The organism is Pelotomaculum terephthalicicum JT, assembly GCF_022410535.1.
GTDB classification, from domain to species: domain Bacteria; phylum Bacillota; class Desulfotomaculia; order Desulfotomaculales; family Pelotomaculaceae; genus Pelotomaculum_D; species Pelotomaculum_D terephthalicicum.
The window spans coordinates 40,478-56,209 of the sequence record NZ_JAKNBL010000017.1 but is presented as its reverse complement, the minus strand read 5'-3'; the positions used below and the strand labels follow the sequence as shown (position 1 = coordinate 56,209).

The following is a 15,732-nucleotide window of genomic DNA, read 5'->3' as shown; positions in this document are numbered from 1 at the left end:
TCCGAATTCCCAATTGGATGCGGATTTAAAAAAAATTCCTCTATGGTAAGTAGGAGGAATTCAATAACGATGGTTCAAGCAAAGCCTTGTGCCATCTGCCTCGGCGAATGCCGAGAGGCTATTTAATTTTCAAGGAGGAATCAGGAATATGGAAACAATTAAAGTTCTAAATGTAGACTGCAACAATTGTGCGGCACATGTGCGCGGCGCGCTGAAAGGGGTAAATGGGGTCAAGGACATTGATATCCGGCTTCCCGAAAAGATTGCCCTGGTGACGTTTGACCCGGGCCAAGTGACCAAAAAAGAAATCGCTGAAAAAGTAGAAGACGTTGGTTACGACGTTGAATAATTGACGTATGTGCTGCCTCCGATTAAATTCCCCAAGCCGTATGCAAAAAGACCTGCCGGGATATTTCTCAGCAGATCTTATAATAAGGTTTATTCTATGTTATTTTCTTTGCCTTTCCACGCAGGAAGCTTTGCTAAAGTACGAATGGCGATCTGATGCGCAGCGTCTTTATCAAGCCCCTGGGTGCGGATGAGAAATTCTGTAGTACCTTCCAGCTTTTCCGGATAGGACTGCATAGAACCATCCGGCCTCGCGCAATAGATGCAGTAATCTTTACTTTCATCCGCCAGTGGATAATCCGGGGGCTTTGTCATTGGCATACCACAGGAAATACATGTTTTCAAGATAAATACCTTCTTTCTTCTTATCAATTTCCATAAGCTTCCAGCGCGGGAAAGACAGTGCGTAATGCCCTGAAACGCTTGCTTGCCAAAATATACCGTTGTCTTGTCTCCGTCCTGCTCAAACCAGCCCTGCTCCAGCGGAGGCTCAAAAAGTCTGCCTCCCAGCATGCCGCCAAGATGTCCATAGCACGCTTTTGCTTTTAGTATACGTAGTGTTTTCTCACTCATCCCTGCCGCCCCTAGTCCGGTGATCTGTTTGAATCAATTTTATATAATTCTCAACCAGAGTATCGCCATACCGTTTGATTACATTTCCTTCCGGAGCAAACAAATCCCCGTTCGCAAGATAATAATGTACCAGTCCCACCCATATATTGAAAAGTAAATGCGTGGGGAGATTTACTGGGAATTCTTTTGGGAAGCTTTGATTCAAGAGAAAAATCTCTCTGCGGAAATTACGGCTGACTATTGTGTTTTGAGAAAAATAGCGTTAACCGGCATCATCGCCAAGAGCGGGCGCTTTAACAAGCACCTGCCGTCGCGCAGGCTGCGCAAAAACGAGTCCGGGAAAACCGAATTTGTCCTGGCCTGGGCGCGTGAAACGGCTATTGACCAGGATATCGTGCTTACTCAGGGGGACGTGAGAGCGGTGCAGTTGGCCAAAGCCGCTCTCTACACAGGGGCGAGATACCTGGTGGAGAAGTTGGATCAGATGACCGCTGCGGAAAGGCTTCAGGCGCTGGCCAAAGGTGAAGCGATTGACCGGCTGCCGTGTGTCCCCATTGTGGGGAACGGCGCGTGCGGGTAATCAGTGTAAAAATATCTTCCCTGCGGGGAAACGGAGATCTTATCGCCAAGGCCCAAATAGAATCATACAAGTATTTCAAGTACGACATTATCAGGATTTTTACCGACCTGTACCAGCAGGCGGAGGCAATGGGGGCAACCGTTTATTATCCGGAGGACGAGACGGCCTACCTGCAAGCTCCGGCAATTAAGGATCTATCTGAAATTGACCGCCTGGAACAACTAACTTGATGGTTTGACTCGCTGCCGCCGCTTGTAAATAATACTCCATCAATTTTTCTTCTTACTCCTGGAACGGACGTCAGGCCATAAATTGCGCTGATCGAACGTTTGTAGTGAGGTAAGAAAGCGCGCTTTTAAATCAGGGAAGCGCTTGACCAGGTCAAATATAAGCTTTTTCACTACCTCTCTGTTAGTAAAACCGTTAGCCGGACAGGGGTTTACAATAAAAGGCAATTCTTCCAGCTTTACAAAGGAAACAATCTCCTCCGCCGGAAGATATACCATTGGTCTGATCATGGTAAGCCCGGTGCGGTCAAGAAATGTAAACGGAGAAAACACACGGATCTGGCCGGTATAAATCATACTCATGAAAAATGTTTCGATCACATCGTCCAAGTGGTGACCAAGGGCAACTTTATTGAAGCCGAGTTCCAGGACTTTACTATGCAAAGCACCGCGGCGCAGATGTGAACAAATGGCACAGGGGTTGTCATCCTGCCTGTCCTCAAAGACAATCTTTGCTATTTCCGTTTCTACTATATGAAAAGGTACATTTAAAGATCGGCAAAAGTTCTCCAGTACAGGTAGATCCATCGGCCAACCGGTTTTAATAAAAACCGCTGCCAGGTCGAACTTAACCGGAAAGGAACGGCCGAGCAGGTAAAGCGAATATAGTAGAGCAACACTGTCTTTGCCTCCGGAAAATCCCACCACTATCCGGTCACCGTCTTCAATCATACCGAAATCATAAATAGCCCGTTTAGTTTTAGCCAAAAACCATTTACGATGATTTTTTATCAATCTTGTCCCTCTTTATCTTAATTTTGGGGGGCCGTATTAATTGCTTTTTCATATATAATAATCGCCTTTTCTGATTAAAACAAGCACATCGGAATTTTCCATATTATTATCAAATGGTTTTATTTATATCGTTTTTTAATTGATCCAAATGTCTTAATCATTGGAATGATTTTTTTATGGACATCGCATTCGACAGATTTTCCTGACGTGGTACCGGTCAATAACAATTTATCGTGCGGACATCCTCCATGACAGGCAGTTCTGGATTCACATTCCCTGCATTCATCCGGGATTTCTGGTTTGGAAATATCATAATGAAATGCGTCACATTGTATTATGCTTAAGGGATCTGCGTCAAATATAGTTCCTGTTTTAAATGAATGGTCCCTAATACATGGTCCAACCGTTCCATCCGGATATACCGCAGCTAGTCTCTTTCCGCAAAGATATGGTGAAGTTTCCACATCCCATGCGGGAATTAATGTATCCAACAAAAAAGTAGTACGAACAAAAATAGAACCACCCATTTTTTAATAATAAACAGAATCGACATTACCTTTACACAAATTTTTATTTATGGGGCAAACAGCCTTTCCTTATCTCCTCCTTTTTCACGTAGTCGAGTCTCACCTCATGCGAACCCGTATTCATGTCCTGGAAGTTTTGCCCGACGAAGCCGAGATGCTTGCCCTTGCCATGGGTGTGGCCGGGCTCCTTGCTCGCTTGTTCTATGACATTGCGGCCGTCGAGCATAGCTCCTTTTTATACAGACCTCTGCACAGAGCATGAGGATGAATTTCTCCTTCCTGCGAAATATCTTTTATCCAGCGGGGATATAACGGACGTTCTGTGGATTAGTTCCACGAGACTCTCTTTAGAAGATTCGTCTGGAGAATGCCTTTTTTGAGGAGTGTTTTGATTTCGTTTGATTATGGCAGTGATGTATCTTATGGCAGGGACTCTATCAGGGGCTTTTGAGCATGCACTTGTCTTCCAAAAGAATAAACTCGATAAACACTGAAGGATTAACTGACTGATCGTCTTGTTATGAGCTGTGAGATCAAAAGCTAACTATAAGCATATGTATACTATGATTATAAGTTTACTATAGCATCTATTTGATGTCAACATACTTATTAGTTTATAACGTGCGGGTGAGTCTGTTTTCCGAATGGACAAAGCAGGGGGCGAAGTATGTATTTTTATAGCTTATGGTGAGAAATAAAGGCTGTTATGACTTGAAAGATAATATACAAGTAGTATAATATTATTGTTAACTTTTCATGTCTTAAGGGTTGACATATAATTATAATAATTTCCTTAGGAAATATCAGTAAATTATTGTCTTAAGATTGTTAACCTGTATAAAATAATTAGTTAACAAAGGAGTGGGTTTCATTGCTAATGAATGGTTATGATTTGGTTTTTTCGTTGGGGAAAAAGGTGTTAGGCGGTGGCGGCATAGTCTTTGATGAAGCAATGGCCCTAGCTGCTCTTGATGACGCTGACACTCCCATATTGCTGGGTGTAGCCAATAAGGTCCGGGAAACCTTTACGGGTAGTCAAATTGATACTTGTGAAATCGTTAACGCCCGTGCAGGCGGCTGTTCGGAAAACTGCAAGTTTTGCGCCCAATCGGCACATCATGAGGCTGAAATTGAGGTTTATCCGTTAATGGGTGAGGAACAGATACTTAACGCCGCTAAAAAGGCGGAAACCGACGGCGCCTACCGTTTTTGCATCGTTACCGCGGGCCGCGGTATGGAGGACGACCCGGATTTTGACGCTATCATCAACGCAATCAAACTTGTCGGCAAGGAAACCGGCCTTAATCAATGCTGTTCACTGGGTACGCTTGGTGATGAGCAAGTTGCGGCGATAAAGGAAGCGGGGATCACTCGTTACCACCATAATCTGGAGGCTGGTCAAAGCTTCTTCGATGAAATATGTACCACGCATACTTATGAGGAACGCGTGACTACAATCAAAAGAATAAAAGCGGCTGGTCTTGAAGTATGCTCGGGTGGGATCATCGGGCTGGGTGAGACATGGCAACACCGCATAGAGATGGCGTTTGCTTTAAAGGAACTGGATGTGGATTCGATTCCCGTCAACGTCCTCAATCCCATCAAAGGAACGGCCCTTGAAAATCAGGAAAGGCTGAGTCCCATGGAAATACTAAAGACCTTCGCCATATTCCGTCTAATTTTACCTGATAAAATAATTCGTTATGCCGGGGGGCGCGAACAGAACCTGGGAGAACTAATGCCTCTCGGTTTGTTGTCGGGTGTCAACGGTATGCTGATTGGAAATTATTTAACTACGGCCGGACGTGGCGTGGCGGAAGACATGGCCACATTAACAGGCCTTGGCCTCAACCCTATGAGTCTAAGATAATTTGCTTATCCTGTTTTTTGTGAGAAAGCCCCCTTGTTATAAACAACAGGAATGCCTTTTAATTTGGTTTGCCGTTTAATGTTAGCAATATAACTATAACGGTTAACGGAGTATTGGACGGAGAAATAATTAAGGTTTCCTCAATCTCAGAAAATTAAACAATCCTTAATCATACCGGGCCAAAACATCCTTGCCATATGTGCGGGGATGTTTTATTTATTTTTTAAATTTCTAGTTGACAAAATGGTTAACGGATTATAAAATTTAATAAACTTATAAAATTACTATCCATTAAATTAGACTATATTACTAAACATTTAAATTTTATTTGGGAGGTGAGATAGAAAGATACATAATATTTTCAACTATGTCCAGTGTTGCCGGGACTAAGTGAATGCCCGATATAAGGCAATGAATAAGACAATGATTTTACAGGGACCAAAATTTAAAAAAACAGGAGGTAAGTAGTAATGGCAAAGATCGCAAACAACCTGACGGGTTTAATCGGGAAAACACCTTTGCTGAGATTGACTAGGATCAACGCCGGATTGGAGGCTGAGGTGGTTGTAAAGTTGGAAGCGTTTAATCCCGGCGGCAGTGTAAAAGACCGTATCGGTCTGAGCATGATCAAGGATGCTGAAGAAAAAGGGTTAATAAACAAAGACACCGTAATTATTGAACCTACTAGCGGCAATACCGGCATAGCTCTGGCTTTTGTCACCGCGGCCAGGGGGTATAAGCTAATCCTGACCATGCCGGACACCATGAGTGTTGAGCGCCGCAACCTGTTGAGCGCTTATGGGGCGGAACTTGTATTGACGCCCGGCGCGGAGGGTATGAAAGGGGCTATCCGGAAAGCGGAAGAACTCGCGGCCCAGGTGCCGAATTCCTTTGTTCCCCAGCAGTTTAAAAACCAGGCCAACCCGGAGATTCACCGGGCCACCACGGCAGAAGAAATCTGGGAAGACACCGACGGCAAAGTTGATATTCTGATCGGCGGGATTGGCACAGGCGGGACGATAACGGGTGTCGGTGAAGTGATCAAAAAACGCAAGCCGGAATTCAAAGTAATTGCGGTGGAGCCCTTTGATTCCCCGGTATTGTCGGGAGGTACACCCGGGCCGCACAAGATTCAGGGGATTGGCGCCGGATTTGTGCCTGACGTGCTGAACCTCCAAGTTGTCGATGAGATCTTCAAAGTTAAAAATGAAGAGGCTTTTGAGACCGGACGGAGGCTGGCCCGGGAAGAAGGCATATTAGTCGGAATTTCATCCGGCGCCGCCGCTTTTACCGCTCTGCAGATTGCCAAGAGACCGGAAAACAAAGGTAAATTGATTGTGGCGGTATTGCCTGATACCGGCGAAAGATATTTAAGCACGGCGCTATTTCAGGAATAGGAGGGGCATAATTAACGCGGGAGGAATGGACGTGACCCAACATGCGACAATTACTGTAAAAAAAGGATTCGCCGAAATGATGAAAGGCGGGGTAATCATGGATGTTACCACGCCGGAGCAGGCAAGGATCGCTGAAGAGGCCGGGGCATGCGCTGTCATGGCGTTAGAGAGGGTTCCCGCGGATATCCGGGCTACCGGTGGGGTAGCCCGGATGGCCGACCCTTCCGTGATTTTACGCATTATAGAGGCTGTAACCATCCCGGTAATGGCCAAAGCCCGCATCGGGCATTTTGTTGAGGCGCAGATACTTGAAGCCCTTGGAGTTGATTATGTCGATGAAAGTGAGGTCCTGACACCGGCGGATAACCTGCATCATATTGATAAACGCCAGTTTAAGGTTCCTTTTGTTTGCGGGGCGCGCAATCTCGGTGAAGCCCTACGCCGGGTCGGCGAAGGCGCGGCGATGATCAGGACGAAAGGAGAAGCCGGCACAGGCAATGTGGTGGAAGCGGTTATTCATATGCGTGCCATCTTGGGGGAAATCCGGCGGTTGCAGTTGCTTCCCAAAGAGGAGCTGATGGCGGCGGCCAAGGAAATGGGTGCCCCCTATGACTTAGTGACTGAGGTTGCCCGGACCGGTCAATTGCCTGTTGTTAATTTCGCTGCGGGGGGAGTGGCAACCCCCGCGGACGCGGCGTTGATGATGCAGTTAGGCGCGGATGGAGCTTTTGTGGGCTCCGGCATCTTCAAGTCGGCTAACGCGCCGGCCAGGGCGAAGGCCATTGTTATCGCCACCACCCATTACAATGACCCGCGGATACTGGCCGATGTCTCCCGTGACCTGGGCGAAGCGATGCCGGGCTTGGAGATCGCGTCTATACCGGCATTGGCCCGGATGCAGGAACGGGGCTGGTAAAAATGCCTGCAGGAAGAATACCTGCCGGTGATTGTTTTTTGGGTGGCAATGTAATAAAGTCACGTTTGTTGACCCCCAAGATCCGGAAAATTTCCGGAAGGCCCTTACCGCTAAGAGACATCGGCACCGCATTAAGCCCTTTCAACGCTTTCTTATTCCTGCAAGGGTTGGAAACTTTACATCTCCGGGTCCAGCGGCACAGCGGAAACGCTCTCGCGGTGGCGCGCTTTCTGGAGACTCACCCCGCAGTAACCTGGGTGAATTATCCGGGCTTGCCCAACCATCCCTCTCACGCCACGGCGAAAAAATACTTAAAAAGCGGTTATGGTGCCATTTTGGCTTTCGGTATTAAGGGTGGGAAAGAGGCCGGCCGGAAGCGGGTCCCGGCGACACCCTGGCTACTGATCATGCGCTGGCGGCCTTTGAATTGATTCATAAGAGATTCCCCCACCTGATCAATTGCTCCCCCAGCATGACATGGAAAGCTACCCTCGATAGAAGCGTTGGCTGCCCGGGGAATCCAGCCATACGTACTTCCCGATTTCATAGAAGATGTTCTAAAACGGCTGATTCGTATAAGGAAGCGTTAAAGAGATTGCCTCCTTTAACATAATAAGAATGACGCTATAATTAGGAGTGATATAATATGCCTAAGAAGATCAAACAAATCGCGATATACGGAAAGGGGGGGATTGGCAAGTCAACTACTACTTCTAATATCAGCGCGGCGCTGGCTAAGGCCGGCTACAAGGTAATGCAGTTCGGCTGCGACCCCAAGAGCGATTCCACCAGGCTGGCTGAAAAGATTGCCCGGCATGAGCATTCCATTTCCCCCTCACCGCTCGGTGTGGCGGAATTAAGAGAATGGGGCAGCGCCTGGGCGGACCATCTGCTGGCCATGGAAACCGGCGAAGTCCGCAGCGCGGCGGCGCATATTTAAAGGCGCCGGCGGCAGCGGCAAAGTGGAGGTTAAGATGAATTACGTTATTAAGCCAATTGCACTGTGTGAAGGTATCCGGGATATGTCGCAATGGACCTATCGGTGGAACATCGGGAAAAAAGTAAAAAGCGCCTGTTATATTTGGTACATTCAAGGTTCAGACCCAGTCACCATAGTTGATGCCGGAGCACAGGGAGAACATTATAACAAAGAGTTTCCCACCACTTCAATTTTTTCCTTGGAACAAGGGTTGCAAAGTGTTGGGCTTAAAGCGGAGGAAATTGAACAAGTAATTGTTACGCATTTACATTTTGATCATATTGCCTTAGCAAGCAAGTATAAAAATGCTACCTTTATCGTTCAAAAAAGAGAGCTGGAATATGCCTGTAATCCGCATGTATTTAACGCTGTGGATTATAACAGAGAGTATTTTGAAAATCTAAAATTTAGGATTATTGATGGCGATTGCGAAATTTTACCGGATGTGAAGGTTTTTTTGACGCCGGGGCACAGTCCGGGCGGCCAGTCGATACAGATCGAAACTTGGCGGGGGAAAGCGATTATAACAGGTTTTTGTTCTCAAATGAGTACATTTACCCAGACGCCGTCTATGAAGGAAAAAGGATTAGAAGTAGCGGCCTGCGGACTCCATACTGATTGCCGGGAAGTTTATGATAGTGCTTTAAAGGTGAAAAATATGGCGGATATCATTGTTCCGCTGCATGACCCAATGTTCATTGATATTAAATCCATTCCTTAATGGTTTTGATCCATTAGACAAGGCGGGAAACATAGATAGGGCAAAAAGTGTTGCAGCAGCGGCGCGTTGGGAAAGGATGACATATATTGTGTTTAGGCATTATACTTAACAAGAAAGGAGCTGTGTTTATGGAAAGCAAGGTAGTTTATTTTGAAGGTTTAAGCCCGGAAAATACCGGGATCGTTTTCGGCTTGGTTAAAGAAAAATTGGCCGCTCTGGGAATCAGGAAATTAGTCCTGGCTTCCACTACTGGTGAAACAGCCCGGAAAGCGTTGGATTTCTTTAAAGATAATAAAGTGAAATTAATTGTTGTGCCGCATCAGTTTGATTTTAAAAGGAAAGAAAATCTATTTCCTCAAGAGTTGGTAAAAACTTTAAGAGAATCCGGGCACGAAGTTCATTTCGGCACGATGCTCTTCCATACGGATAAACTATATGATTCAAACATTCCCACGTTAATGGCCAATCTGTTACGCTGCTTTTCCCAGGGAGTAAAGGTGTGCTTTGAAATCGTGCTCATGTCAACGGACGCCGGTTTATTGGCAAGCGGGGAAAAAGTAATCGCCGTAGCCGGGACCGGCCGTGGCTCCGATACCGCTTTAGTCATGCAGGCGGCTTCTTCTCAGCAGGTTAGGAACCTGCGTGTTAATGAAATTATTTGTAAACCGCTTAATTATCTGAGTAAAGAAGAATAAATTTCCCTTAGTTTTTCTTGACATCCCCAATTATAATAATAGTATTTTTACTGAGTTACTATTAATTAAATGGTTTTAGAAAGGGGCTCGGCTGTATGAGGGCTTCTAAGTTGTTGTTTAAGGGGGGGAGTAAAAATATGGAATATCCTTCTCAAATACCTTGGCTAAAAGGGCTGCTCATATTATTAAAGGACCTGCGTTATGAAGTGTGACTTTGATCGTTCAGGACGGGAAATTAATTCAAATGGAAAAAAAGGGAAAAATTCGTCTTGGTTGATTCCAACTAGTTGATATATTGAAATGGCTGACCTGAAGAACTAGAGGCCAGGTAAGCACGCTTACCTGGCCTCTAGTTCTTTAAGCAATGACATCGCCGGGCTGTCCTGTTTCCGGTCTGCAGGAGTGAGAAGGCTCGCCGGTGGGTGCGCGGCCGACACCGTTGGTGCAAAATATGGTTACCCGATTAAGCATGGATGCAATTCACATAAGCACATAAGTATACCTAAAGAGATACGCTAACTGAAGTTTTGATGAAATGTCATGTTATTTCTCGTGAATGGCCACTTGGGTAAATCTAAAGGCTGCATTTTAACTTTTGGTTTATACAATACTACTGATCAATATTTTTGTTATAGTTAATTTCCTTGTTTAAAGGTGACATGGACCGAAATTTTTCAACAATCGGCCCCATGGTTTCAAGGAAGTAATCCACGTCCTCTTCGGTATTGCCCGCGCCCAGGGTCAAACGGATAGAACCGTGGGCAATTTCATGTGGAATACCCATTGACAAAAGCACGTGTGAAGGCTCTAATGAACCTGAGGCGCAGGCCGAACCGGTAGAAACCGCAATCCCTTTCATATCCAGGCTCAATAGCACTGACTCGCCTTCGATATATTCAAACACAAAACTGGCATGGTTTGGCAGGCGAATGGCGGGATGCCCTGTTAATCTAACATGGCTGAACCGTTTTGTCACTTCTCTGATTAATTTATCGCGTAAAATCAACAGCCGTTTATTTTCAACTTCCATATTTTCCATAAGCAGTTCCGCCGCCTTACCCAGACCCACGATACCCGGAACATTCTCAGTACCCGCCCGGCGCAGGCGTTCCTGCGCGCCTCCGTGGAAAAGTGTTGGTCTCCATCGCGTTCCTTTGCGGACATAAAGGGCGCCTATACCTTTAGGACCGTATATTTTATGTCCTGAGACAGTCAACAAGTCAGCCCCCAGGTCATCCACATTTACCGGGATTTTTCCAAAACTCTGGACCGCGTCGACATGAAAAATTATTCCACGCTTCCTCACCATTTTACCGATCTCGGCAATGGGCATGATCGTACCGACTTCGTTGTTGGCATGCATGATACTAATTAAAATCGTTTTATCAGTTATGGCTTTCTCTACCTCATCGACATTTACCATCCCGTATTGATCAATGGGAAGCACCGTAACGTTGAAACCTTGTTTGGCCAATGCCTTTACTGCATTAATCACCGCATGATGTTCGACTGCGCTGGTTATTACGTGGTTTCCCCTCTTGATATTAGTTAAAGCCACTCCATGAATCGCCATGTTATCCGATTCTGTGCCGCCGCTTGTAAATATAATTTCGTTTGATTGCGCGCCAATGGCCTTGGCCACTTTTTCACGTGATTCATCCAGGGCTTTGCGGGCGATTTGTCCGAAATAGTGTAGGCTGGAGGGGTTGCCATAATTATGATCAATCATGAAACGGTATATTTCCTCCGCCACCAGAGGATGGACAGGGGTAGTTGCGCTATGGTCAAAATAAACTCTCCTCATAATTGTAGCCTCCTTAAATAGTACCCGATTTCATAGTTGGGTACTATACTTTAAAAATTATCCTAGCACAACGCTAGGATATTGTCAATAAGATTAGAAGGCTTTAAATGGCATGTTTTATATCATCAGCTGACAAAAAAATAATATTGCATATTATTTAAATTAAGCTTATTAATATTATATACTTAACTTATCCGGTACGCTCTTTCGGGTTATGCGCATGCGGCTCGCAGAAGCGCCAAGGCAGATGAATTGAACCGTCCCTGGCACAAAAAAATCGTCCCGGCTGGTGGGACCGGATGATCGGGCCTGGGAAATTCTTCGACAACTATAACAGGACTGTCCGGCACCAAAAGAAATTAAAAAAAGAAATTGAATTAGGGTTATTGACAATCTCTTTTTAGTGAAATAGAATTTATTAAAGGATAGTAATTATATTGGATTTATTATTTTTATTGTGTTATTAACTAAATTGCTTATGTACCGTATATCCAGGATAGTTAACAGCCCGACAGCGCTAATGGAAAAAACTAATTCTCAGTTAATAAGTAAAATGAGTGAGGGATGATCTTATGTATAGTGAGAAGGTTATGGAGCATTTCAGCAATCCGAGGAATGTTGGGGAAATACCAGACGCTTGCGGTATCGGAGAAGTAGGTAATCCCGTCTGCGGCGACATCATGAAATTATCAATCAAGGTTGAAGACAACATCATTACTGATATTAAGTTTAAGACTTTTGGTTGCGGGGCGGCTATCGCGACAAGCAGTATGGTTACAGAAATGGCTAAAGGAAAAACTATAGAAGAAGCGCTAAAAATTACCAAAAAGGCTGTGGCCGACATGCTTGACGGGCTTCCCCCGCAGAAGATGCACTGTTCCAATCTGGCGGCGGACGCTTTGCACAAGGCCATTGAGGACTATAAAAACAGCCAGGTCAAGTAGGTTGCTAATTCCAATAACTTATTTATTTAGAGAAGGTGTTAGGTTTGAAATTCACCACACGGGCACGATACGGTTTGCGAGCCATGGTAGATCTGGCGCAAAACTATGCTCCCCATGAACCAGTTCCTCTCGTCCGGGTAGCGGAACGGCAGGAAATTTCCGAAGGGTATCTTGAGCAGTTGATGACTTTTTTGCGCAAAGGGGGTTTGGTCCGGAGCGTGCGGGGAGCCCAGGGGGGCTATCTGCTGGCCCGGGAGCCTGCCCGGATTACCGCCGGTGAGGTCGTCAGGTGCCTGGAAGGGCCGATTAATCCCACAAGCTGCGTGAGCGAAGATGATCCGGAGATATGTGTACGGGCTGAAACCTGCGCCACGCGGGTGATGTGGGAAAGAATCAGAGAATCAATTGCAGATGTGCTGGATAGCACCACCCTGGAGGATTTATGTAAAGAGGCGGAAAAGATGCGCCTGTCGAGCGAAGCCAACATGTATTACATTTAGTCTCCGGATTGATCACATGAGGCATAAAGATTATTCGGTCAGGGCAACGTTAGACATCACCCATGATGTTTGTCCGGTGACATTTGTCAAGACAAAACTTAAACTGGAACAGCTGCAAAAGGGTGATGTTCTTGAAGTTTTCCTTAACAGCGGAGAAGCTGCCAAAAATGTTCCCAAAAGCGTCAAAGGTGAAGGGCATAAAATAATTTTGATTGAGAAGATAGACACAAAATACCGATTATTAATCGAAAAGGGAGAATATGAAGTATTAATCACACTTAACGGTGAGAAAGAATTACTGAGTAAAGGATATACGGTAAATGAACTGATTAAAGAATATGGACTTGCTCCTGAAATGGTGACTGTATGTTTGAACGGTACAATTCTTTTTAAGGAAGCTTTTGGAAATACCATAATCAAATCGGGCGATTCAGTAGACCTGCTGTTTACGGATTGAACAAGTAAATCTGTAGTAACCCGGGGACAGGGGTTTTGAAAGGATGGTGTATTTGGATTTTACAGAAGAGCAAATCATTAGGTACAGCAGACAAATTGTCCTTCCTTAAAACCTCCACAAAAGCCGTGCAATTGGGTGTAGGACAGGACCTTACGGGCGCTTTGTCGATTCCCATTTACCAGACTGCTACTTTCCGCCATCCCTGTTTTGGAGAAAGCACCGGATATGATTATTCCCGCAGCGGCAACCCCACCCGCCGGGTTCTGGAAACGGGGATCGCCCGGCTTGACGGCGGCGCCGGGGGGTTTGCCTACGCATCGGGTATGGCGGCTTTGACAAATCTATTGTTGCTTTTTAAGCGGGGAGACCATCTTATTGTGACAGAGGATCTGTATGGGGGAACATTCAGATTGCTGGACAAGATTTTTTCTCAGTACGGACTGGCGGCAGCTTTTGTTGATACCAGTGATCCGGAACTGGTTGCCCTGGCGATAAAGGATGAAACAAAGGCCATTCTCCTGGAGACACCGACCAACCCCCTCCTGAAGGTGGCCGACATAGGCAAGATCAGCGCTATGGCCAGGGAGAAGGGCCTGCTGACCATCGTGGATAACACCTTTATGACGCCTTACCTGCAACGGCCCCTATCAATGGGAGCTGATCTTGTTGTTTACAGCGCGACTAAATTCCTCGCGGGGCATAACGATGTAGTCGCGGGATTAATTGTGGCCAAGAGTGAAGAGTTGGCGGAAAGACTATATTTTCTTCAGAATTCCGTAGGGGCGGTATTGGGACCCCAAGATAGCTGGTTAGTTATCCGGGGTATGAAAACCCTGGGAGTCAGGCTGGACCGGCAAACAGAAAATGCGCAGACTATAGCCGGTTGGCTGGCGGGCCATAAAGCGGTCCGCCGGGTGTTTTACCCGGGACTGGAAACTCACCCCGGTCACCTTTTGCTCAAAGAGCAGGCCGGAGGATTTGGCGCCGTGGTTTCTTTTGAGTTATTGGACAAATCCGCGGCCGAACAGATTCTCAACAAGGTGAAACTTATTTCATTCGCCGAGAGCCTGGGAGGAGTGGAGACACTGATTACTTTCCCGGCTTATCAGACCCATGCTGATATAGACCCGTTGGAGCGGGAACGTTTGGGCATAAATGATAGATTATTAAGGCTGTCGGTGGGTATCGAAGATGTCGACGACCTGCTGGCGGATTTGGAACAGGCTCTGATTGGAGAGGAGGTCTATGTATGAAATTTGGCACCAGAATTTTACATACAGGCAACGAAATTGAACAAACTACCGGAGCCGTTAGTATTCCTGTATTCCATGCGTCAACATTTAAACAGAATAAGGTTGATGAATTTGGACCGTATGAATACGCCCGTTCAGGCAATCCTACAAGGGATGCCCTCGAAGCGATAATAGCCAAGTTGGAGGGAGGCGCCGGGGGGTTTGCCTTCTCTTCAGGAATGGCAGCCATCTCCAGCGTTTTATTGCTATTTTCACCGGGTGACCATATTGTGGTTTGCGAAGATGTCTACGGCGGCACATACCGGGTGCTGACAGGACTGTTTAACCGGTTGGGGATGGAAGTGACTTTTGTTGATTTCACTGACCCCGCTAAAATCAAGGCGGCTTTGCGGCGTAACACCAAGGCTGTTTATGCGGAAACACCCTCCAATCCTCTTCTGAAGATTACGGATTTGCGGGCTGTTTCCGCCATCGCCAAAGAAAATGGCTTGTTGAGTATGGTGGATAATACTTTTCTAACTCCTTATTTGCAGCGTCCCATTGAACTTGGCATAGATATTGTCATTCACAGCGCCACTAAATATTTGGGTGGTCATAGTGATCTGCTTGCCGGATTGGTGGTGGCGGCGGATAAGCAAACCGCCGGACGCATTAATTATATTCAATCTTCTTTCGGGGCGGTGCTGGGACCGCAGGACTGCTGGCTTTTGATGCGCGGCATCAAGACTTTGAAAGCGCGCATGGACATGCACCAGAATGGCGCGAGAAAATTGGCGGAATGGCTTAGTCAGCGCCCGGAGGTAAAAGAAGTATACTTTCCGGGCTTGCCGGATCATCCCGGCAAGAAAATCCACGACAGCCAGGCCGACGGGCCCGGAGGGATTGTGTCATTTCGCATGCAGTCAGAAGAGATGACCAAAAGGTTGCTTGAAAATGTGAAATTATCTGCCTTGGCGGTAAGCCTCGGCACCGTGGAAAGCATTATCTCCTACCCCGTTACCATGTCTCACGCGGGGATGCATCCCGACCACAGGGCGCGTACCGGGGTGACCGGCGAGTTGATCAGGCTGTCGGTTGGACTGGAAGATCCCGGTGACTTGATTGAAGATTTGGCGGCTGCAATATCCAAGTAGCGGAGGTGTTTAT

Annotated in this window: 20 protein-coding genes and 2 pseudogenes; 16 read left to right on the top strand and 6 right to left on the bottom strand. The window is 46.3% G+C overall.

The annotated features are described in order from the left end of the window. Window positions 1-148 precede the first annotated feature (148 nt). A complete protein-coding gene (locus L9W92_RS11160; RefSeq protein ID WP_240083835.1) occupies window positions 149-349 on the top strand; it encodes a heavy-metal-associated domain-containing protein in 201 nt (66 codons plus the stop codon). Window positions 350-438: 89 nt separating this feature from the next. Here the strand turns inward: L9W92_RS11160 and L9W92_RS11155 are convergent, their stop codons facing one another. Then, a complete protein-coding gene (locus L9W92_RS11155; protein ID WP_240083842.1) occupies window positions 439-693 on the bottom strand; it encodes a zinc ribbon domain-containing protein in 255 nt (84 codons plus the stop codon). Window positions 694-913: 220 nt separating this feature from the next. Continuing rightward, window positions 914-1,090, bottom strand: a pseudogene (locus L9W92_RS11150) (TetR/AcrR family transcriptional regulator); the annotation flags it as partial. On the opposite strand from L9W92_RS11150, the gene L9W92_RS11145 reads away from it, so the two are divergent. Together L9W92_RS11145 and L9W92_RS11140 are read left to right on the top strand one after the other, a co-directional pair. Next, window positions 1,079-1,501, top strand: a complete 423-nt coding sequence (locus L9W92_RS11145) for an ASKHA domain-containing protein (RefSeq protein WP_240083834.1) — start codon at window positions 1,079-1,081, stop codon at window positions 1,499-1,501. The pseudogene L9W92_RS11150 and the gene L9W92_RS11145 overlap by 12 nt on opposite strands. Continuing rightward, entirely contained in the window at window positions 1,492-1,731 is a 240-nt protein-coding gene (locus L9W92_RS11140) for a uroporphyrinogen decarboxylase family protein (protein ID WP_240083833.1), read from the top strand. The genes L9W92_RS11145 and L9W92_RS11140 overlap by 10 nt, the downstream gene beginning before the upstream one ends. Before the next feature lie 39 nt (window positions 1,732-1,770). Here L9W92_RS11140 and L9W92_RS11135 read toward each other — a convergent pair whose 3' ends face one another. From L9W92_RS11135 to L9W92_RS11125, 3 genes are all read right to left on the bottom strand, one after another. Next, window positions 1,771-2,523 (bottom strand): PP-loop family protein, encoded by a 753-nt coding sequence (locus L9W92_RS11135; RefSeq protein WP_240083832.1) that lies wholly within the window; start codon window positions 2,521-2,523, stop codon window positions 1,771-1,773. A gap of 119 nt (window positions 2,524-2,642) precedes the next feature. Then, a complete protein-coding gene (locus L9W92_RS11130) occupies window positions 2,643-3,014 on the bottom strand; it encodes an SPASM domain-containing protein (RefSeq protein WP_240083831.1) in 372 nt (123 codons plus the stop codon). A 79-nt stretch (window positions 3,015-3,093) separates the two neighbouring features. Then, on the bottom strand, window positions 3,094-3,276 hold the full coding sequence (locus L9W92_RS11125; protein WP_240083830.1) for a hypothetical protein: 183 nt from the start codon (window positions 3,274-3,276) through the stop codon (window positions 3,094-3,096). Window positions 3,277-3,927: 651 nt separating this feature from the next. Between L9W92_RS11125 and bioB the strand changes: the two genes are divergently transcribed. The 8 genes and pseudogenes from bioB (at window position 3,928) to L9W92_RS19160 (ending at window position 9,905) form a co-directional block, all read left to right on the top strand. Further along, window positions 3,928-4,920 carry a biotin synthase BioB gene (gene bioB / locus L9W92_RS11120; RefSeq protein ID WP_240083841.1) on the top strand — a complete coding sequence of 331 codons (993 nt, stop codon included), beginning with the start codon at window positions 3,928-3,930 and terminating at the stop codon, window positions 4,918-4,920. 470 nt (window positions 4,921-5,390) lie between these two features. Then, on the top strand, window positions 5,391-6,317 hold the full coding sequence (gene cysK / locus L9W92_RS11115) for a cysteine synthase A (RefSeq protein ID WP_240083829.1): 927 nt from the start codon (window positions 5,391-5,393) through the stop codon (window positions 6,315-6,317). Between the two features lie 25 nt (window positions 6,318-6,342). Next, window positions 6,343-7,233 (top strand): pyridoxal 5'-phosphate synthase lyase subunit PdxS, encoded by an 891-nt coding sequence (gene pdxS / locus L9W92_RS11110; RefSeq protein WP_240083828.1) that lies wholly within the window; start codon window positions 6,343-6,345, stop codon window positions 7,231-7,233. Window positions 7,234-7,235: 2 nt separating this feature from the next. Further along, a complete protein-coding gene (locus tag L9W92_RS19330; protein ID WP_376741804.1) occupies window positions 7,236-7,664 on the top strand; it encodes a PLP-dependent transferase in 429 nt (142 codons plus the stop codon). Between the two features lie 215 nt (window positions 7,665-7,879). Continuing rightward, window positions 7,880-8,083: pseudogene (locus L9W92_RS18885) on the top strand (nucleotide-binding protein); the annotation flags it as partial. A gap of 112 nt (window positions 8,084-8,195) precedes the next feature. Continuing rightward, a complete protein-coding gene (locus tag L9W92_RS11095; RefSeq protein ID WP_240083827.1) occupies window positions 8,196-8,933 on the top strand; it encodes an N-acyl homoserine lactonase family protein in 738 nt (245 codons plus the stop codon). Window positions 8,934-9,061: 128 nt separating this feature from the next. Next, window positions 9,062-9,628 (top strand): pyruvate kinase alpha/beta domain-containing protein, encoded by a 567-nt coding sequence (locus tag L9W92_RS11090; RefSeq protein WP_240083826.1) that lies wholly within the window; start codon window positions 9,062-9,064, stop codon window positions 9,626-9,628. Between the two features lie 208 nt (window positions 9,629-9,836). Then, the gene (locus L9W92_RS19160) at window positions 9,837-9,905 is read left to right on the top strand and encodes a DUF2292 domain-containing protein (protein ID WP_286726475.1); all 69 of its coding nucleotides are present in this window, start codon (window positions 9,837-9,839) and stop codon (window positions 9,903-9,905) included. A 333-nt stretch (window positions 9,906-10,238) separates the two neighbouring features. Here the strand turns inward: L9W92_RS19160 and nifS are convergent, their stop codons facing one another. Beyond that, window positions 10,239-11,432, bottom strand: a complete 1,194-nt coding sequence (gene nifS, locus L9W92_RS11085) for a cysteine desulfurase NifS (RefSeq protein ID WP_240083825.1) — start codon at window positions 11,430-11,432, stop codon at window positions 10,239-10,241. A gap of 572 nt (window positions 11,433-12,004) precedes the next feature. Between nifS and nifU the strand changes: the two genes are divergently transcribed. The 5 genes from nifU to L9W92_RS11055 all read left to right on the top strand — a co-directional run bounded on the left by nifU (window position 12,005) and on the right by L9W92_RS11055 (window position 15,719). After that, complete coding sequence (gene nifU, locus L9W92_RS11080; protein WP_240083824.1) at window positions 12,005-12,376, top strand: Fe-S cluster assembly scaffold protein NifU; 372 nt, start codon at window positions 12,005-12,007, stop codon at window positions 12,374-12,376. A 44-nt stretch (window positions 12,377-12,420) separates the two neighbouring features. Further along, window positions 12,421-12,876 (top strand): RrF2 family transcriptional regulator, encoded by a 456-nt coding sequence (locus tag L9W92_RS11075; RefSeq protein ID WP_240083823.1) that lies wholly within the window; start codon window positions 12,421-12,423, stop codon window positions 12,874-12,876. A 16-nt stretch (window positions 12,877-12,892) separates the two neighbouring features. Beyond that, window positions 12,893-13,333, top strand: a complete 441-nt coding sequence (thiS, locus tag L9W92_RS19155; RefSeq protein ID WP_312038092.1) for a sulfur carrier protein ThiS — start codon at window positions 12,893-12,895, stop codon at window positions 13,331-13,333. Between the two features lie 125 nt (window positions 13,334-13,458). After that, window positions 13,459-14,586, top strand: coding sequence for a trans-sulfuration enzyme family protein (locus L9W92_RS11060; RefSeq protein ID WP_312038091.1), 1,128 nt, complete (start codon window positions 13,459-13,461; stop codon window positions 14,584-14,586). Next, the gene (locus L9W92_RS11055) at window positions 14,583-15,719 is read left to right on the top strand and encodes a trans-sulfuration enzyme family protein (RefSeq protein ID WP_240083822.1); all 1,137 of its coding nucleotides are present in this window, start codon (window positions 14,583-14,585) and stop codon (window positions 15,717-15,719) included. Before L9W92_RS11060 ends, L9W92_RS11055 begins: the two co-directional genes overlap by 4 nt. Window positions 15,720-15,732 lie beyond the last annotated feature (13 nt).

Coding starts and splice junctions, on each gene's coding strand:
- L9W92_RS19330 (WP_376741804.1), top strand. CDS start 7,236: ATGCCTGCAGGAAGAATACCTGCCGGTGATTGTTTTTTGGGTGGCAAT.
- L9W92_RS11055 (WP_240083822.1), top strand. CDS start 14,583: ATGAAATTTGGCACCAGAATTTTACATACAGGCAACGAAATTGAACAA.
- thiS (WP_312038092.1), top strand. CDS start 12,893: ATGAGGCATAAAGATTATTCGGTCAGGGCAACGTTAGACATCACCCAT.
- L9W92_RS11145 (WP_240083834.1), top strand. CDS start 1,079: ATGCGTGGGGAGATTTACTGGGAATTCTTTTGGGAAGCTTTGATTCAA.
- bioB (WP_240083841.1), top strand. CDS start 3,928: ATGAATGGTTATGATTTGGTTTTTTCGTTGGGGAAAAAGGTGTTAGGC.
- nifS (WP_240083825.1), bottom strand. CDS start 11,432: ATGAGGAGAGTTTATTTTGACCATAGCGCAACTACCCCTGTCCATCCT.
- pdxS (WP_240083828.1), top strand. CDS start 6,343: ATGGACGTGACCCAACATGCGACAATTACTGTAAAAAAAGGATTCGCC.
- L9W92_RS11125 (WP_240083830.1), bottom strand. CDS start 3,276: ATGCTCGACGGCCGCAATGTCATAGAACAAGCGAGCAAGGAGCCCGGC.
- cysK (WP_240083829.1), top strand. CDS start 5,391: ATGGCAAAGATCGCAAACAACCTGACGGGTTTAATCGGGAAAACACCT.
- L9W92_RS11160 (WP_240083835.1), top strand. CDS start 149: ATGGAAACAATTAAAGTTCTAAATGTAGACTGCAACAATTGTGCGGCA.
- L9W92_RS11090 (WP_240083826.1), top strand. CDS start 9,062: ATGGAAAGCAAGGTAGTTTATTTTGAAGGTTTAAGCCCGGAAAATACC.
- nifU (WP_240083824.1), top strand. CDS start 12,005: ATGTATAGTGAGAAGGTTATGGAGCATTTCAGCAATCCGAGGAATGTT.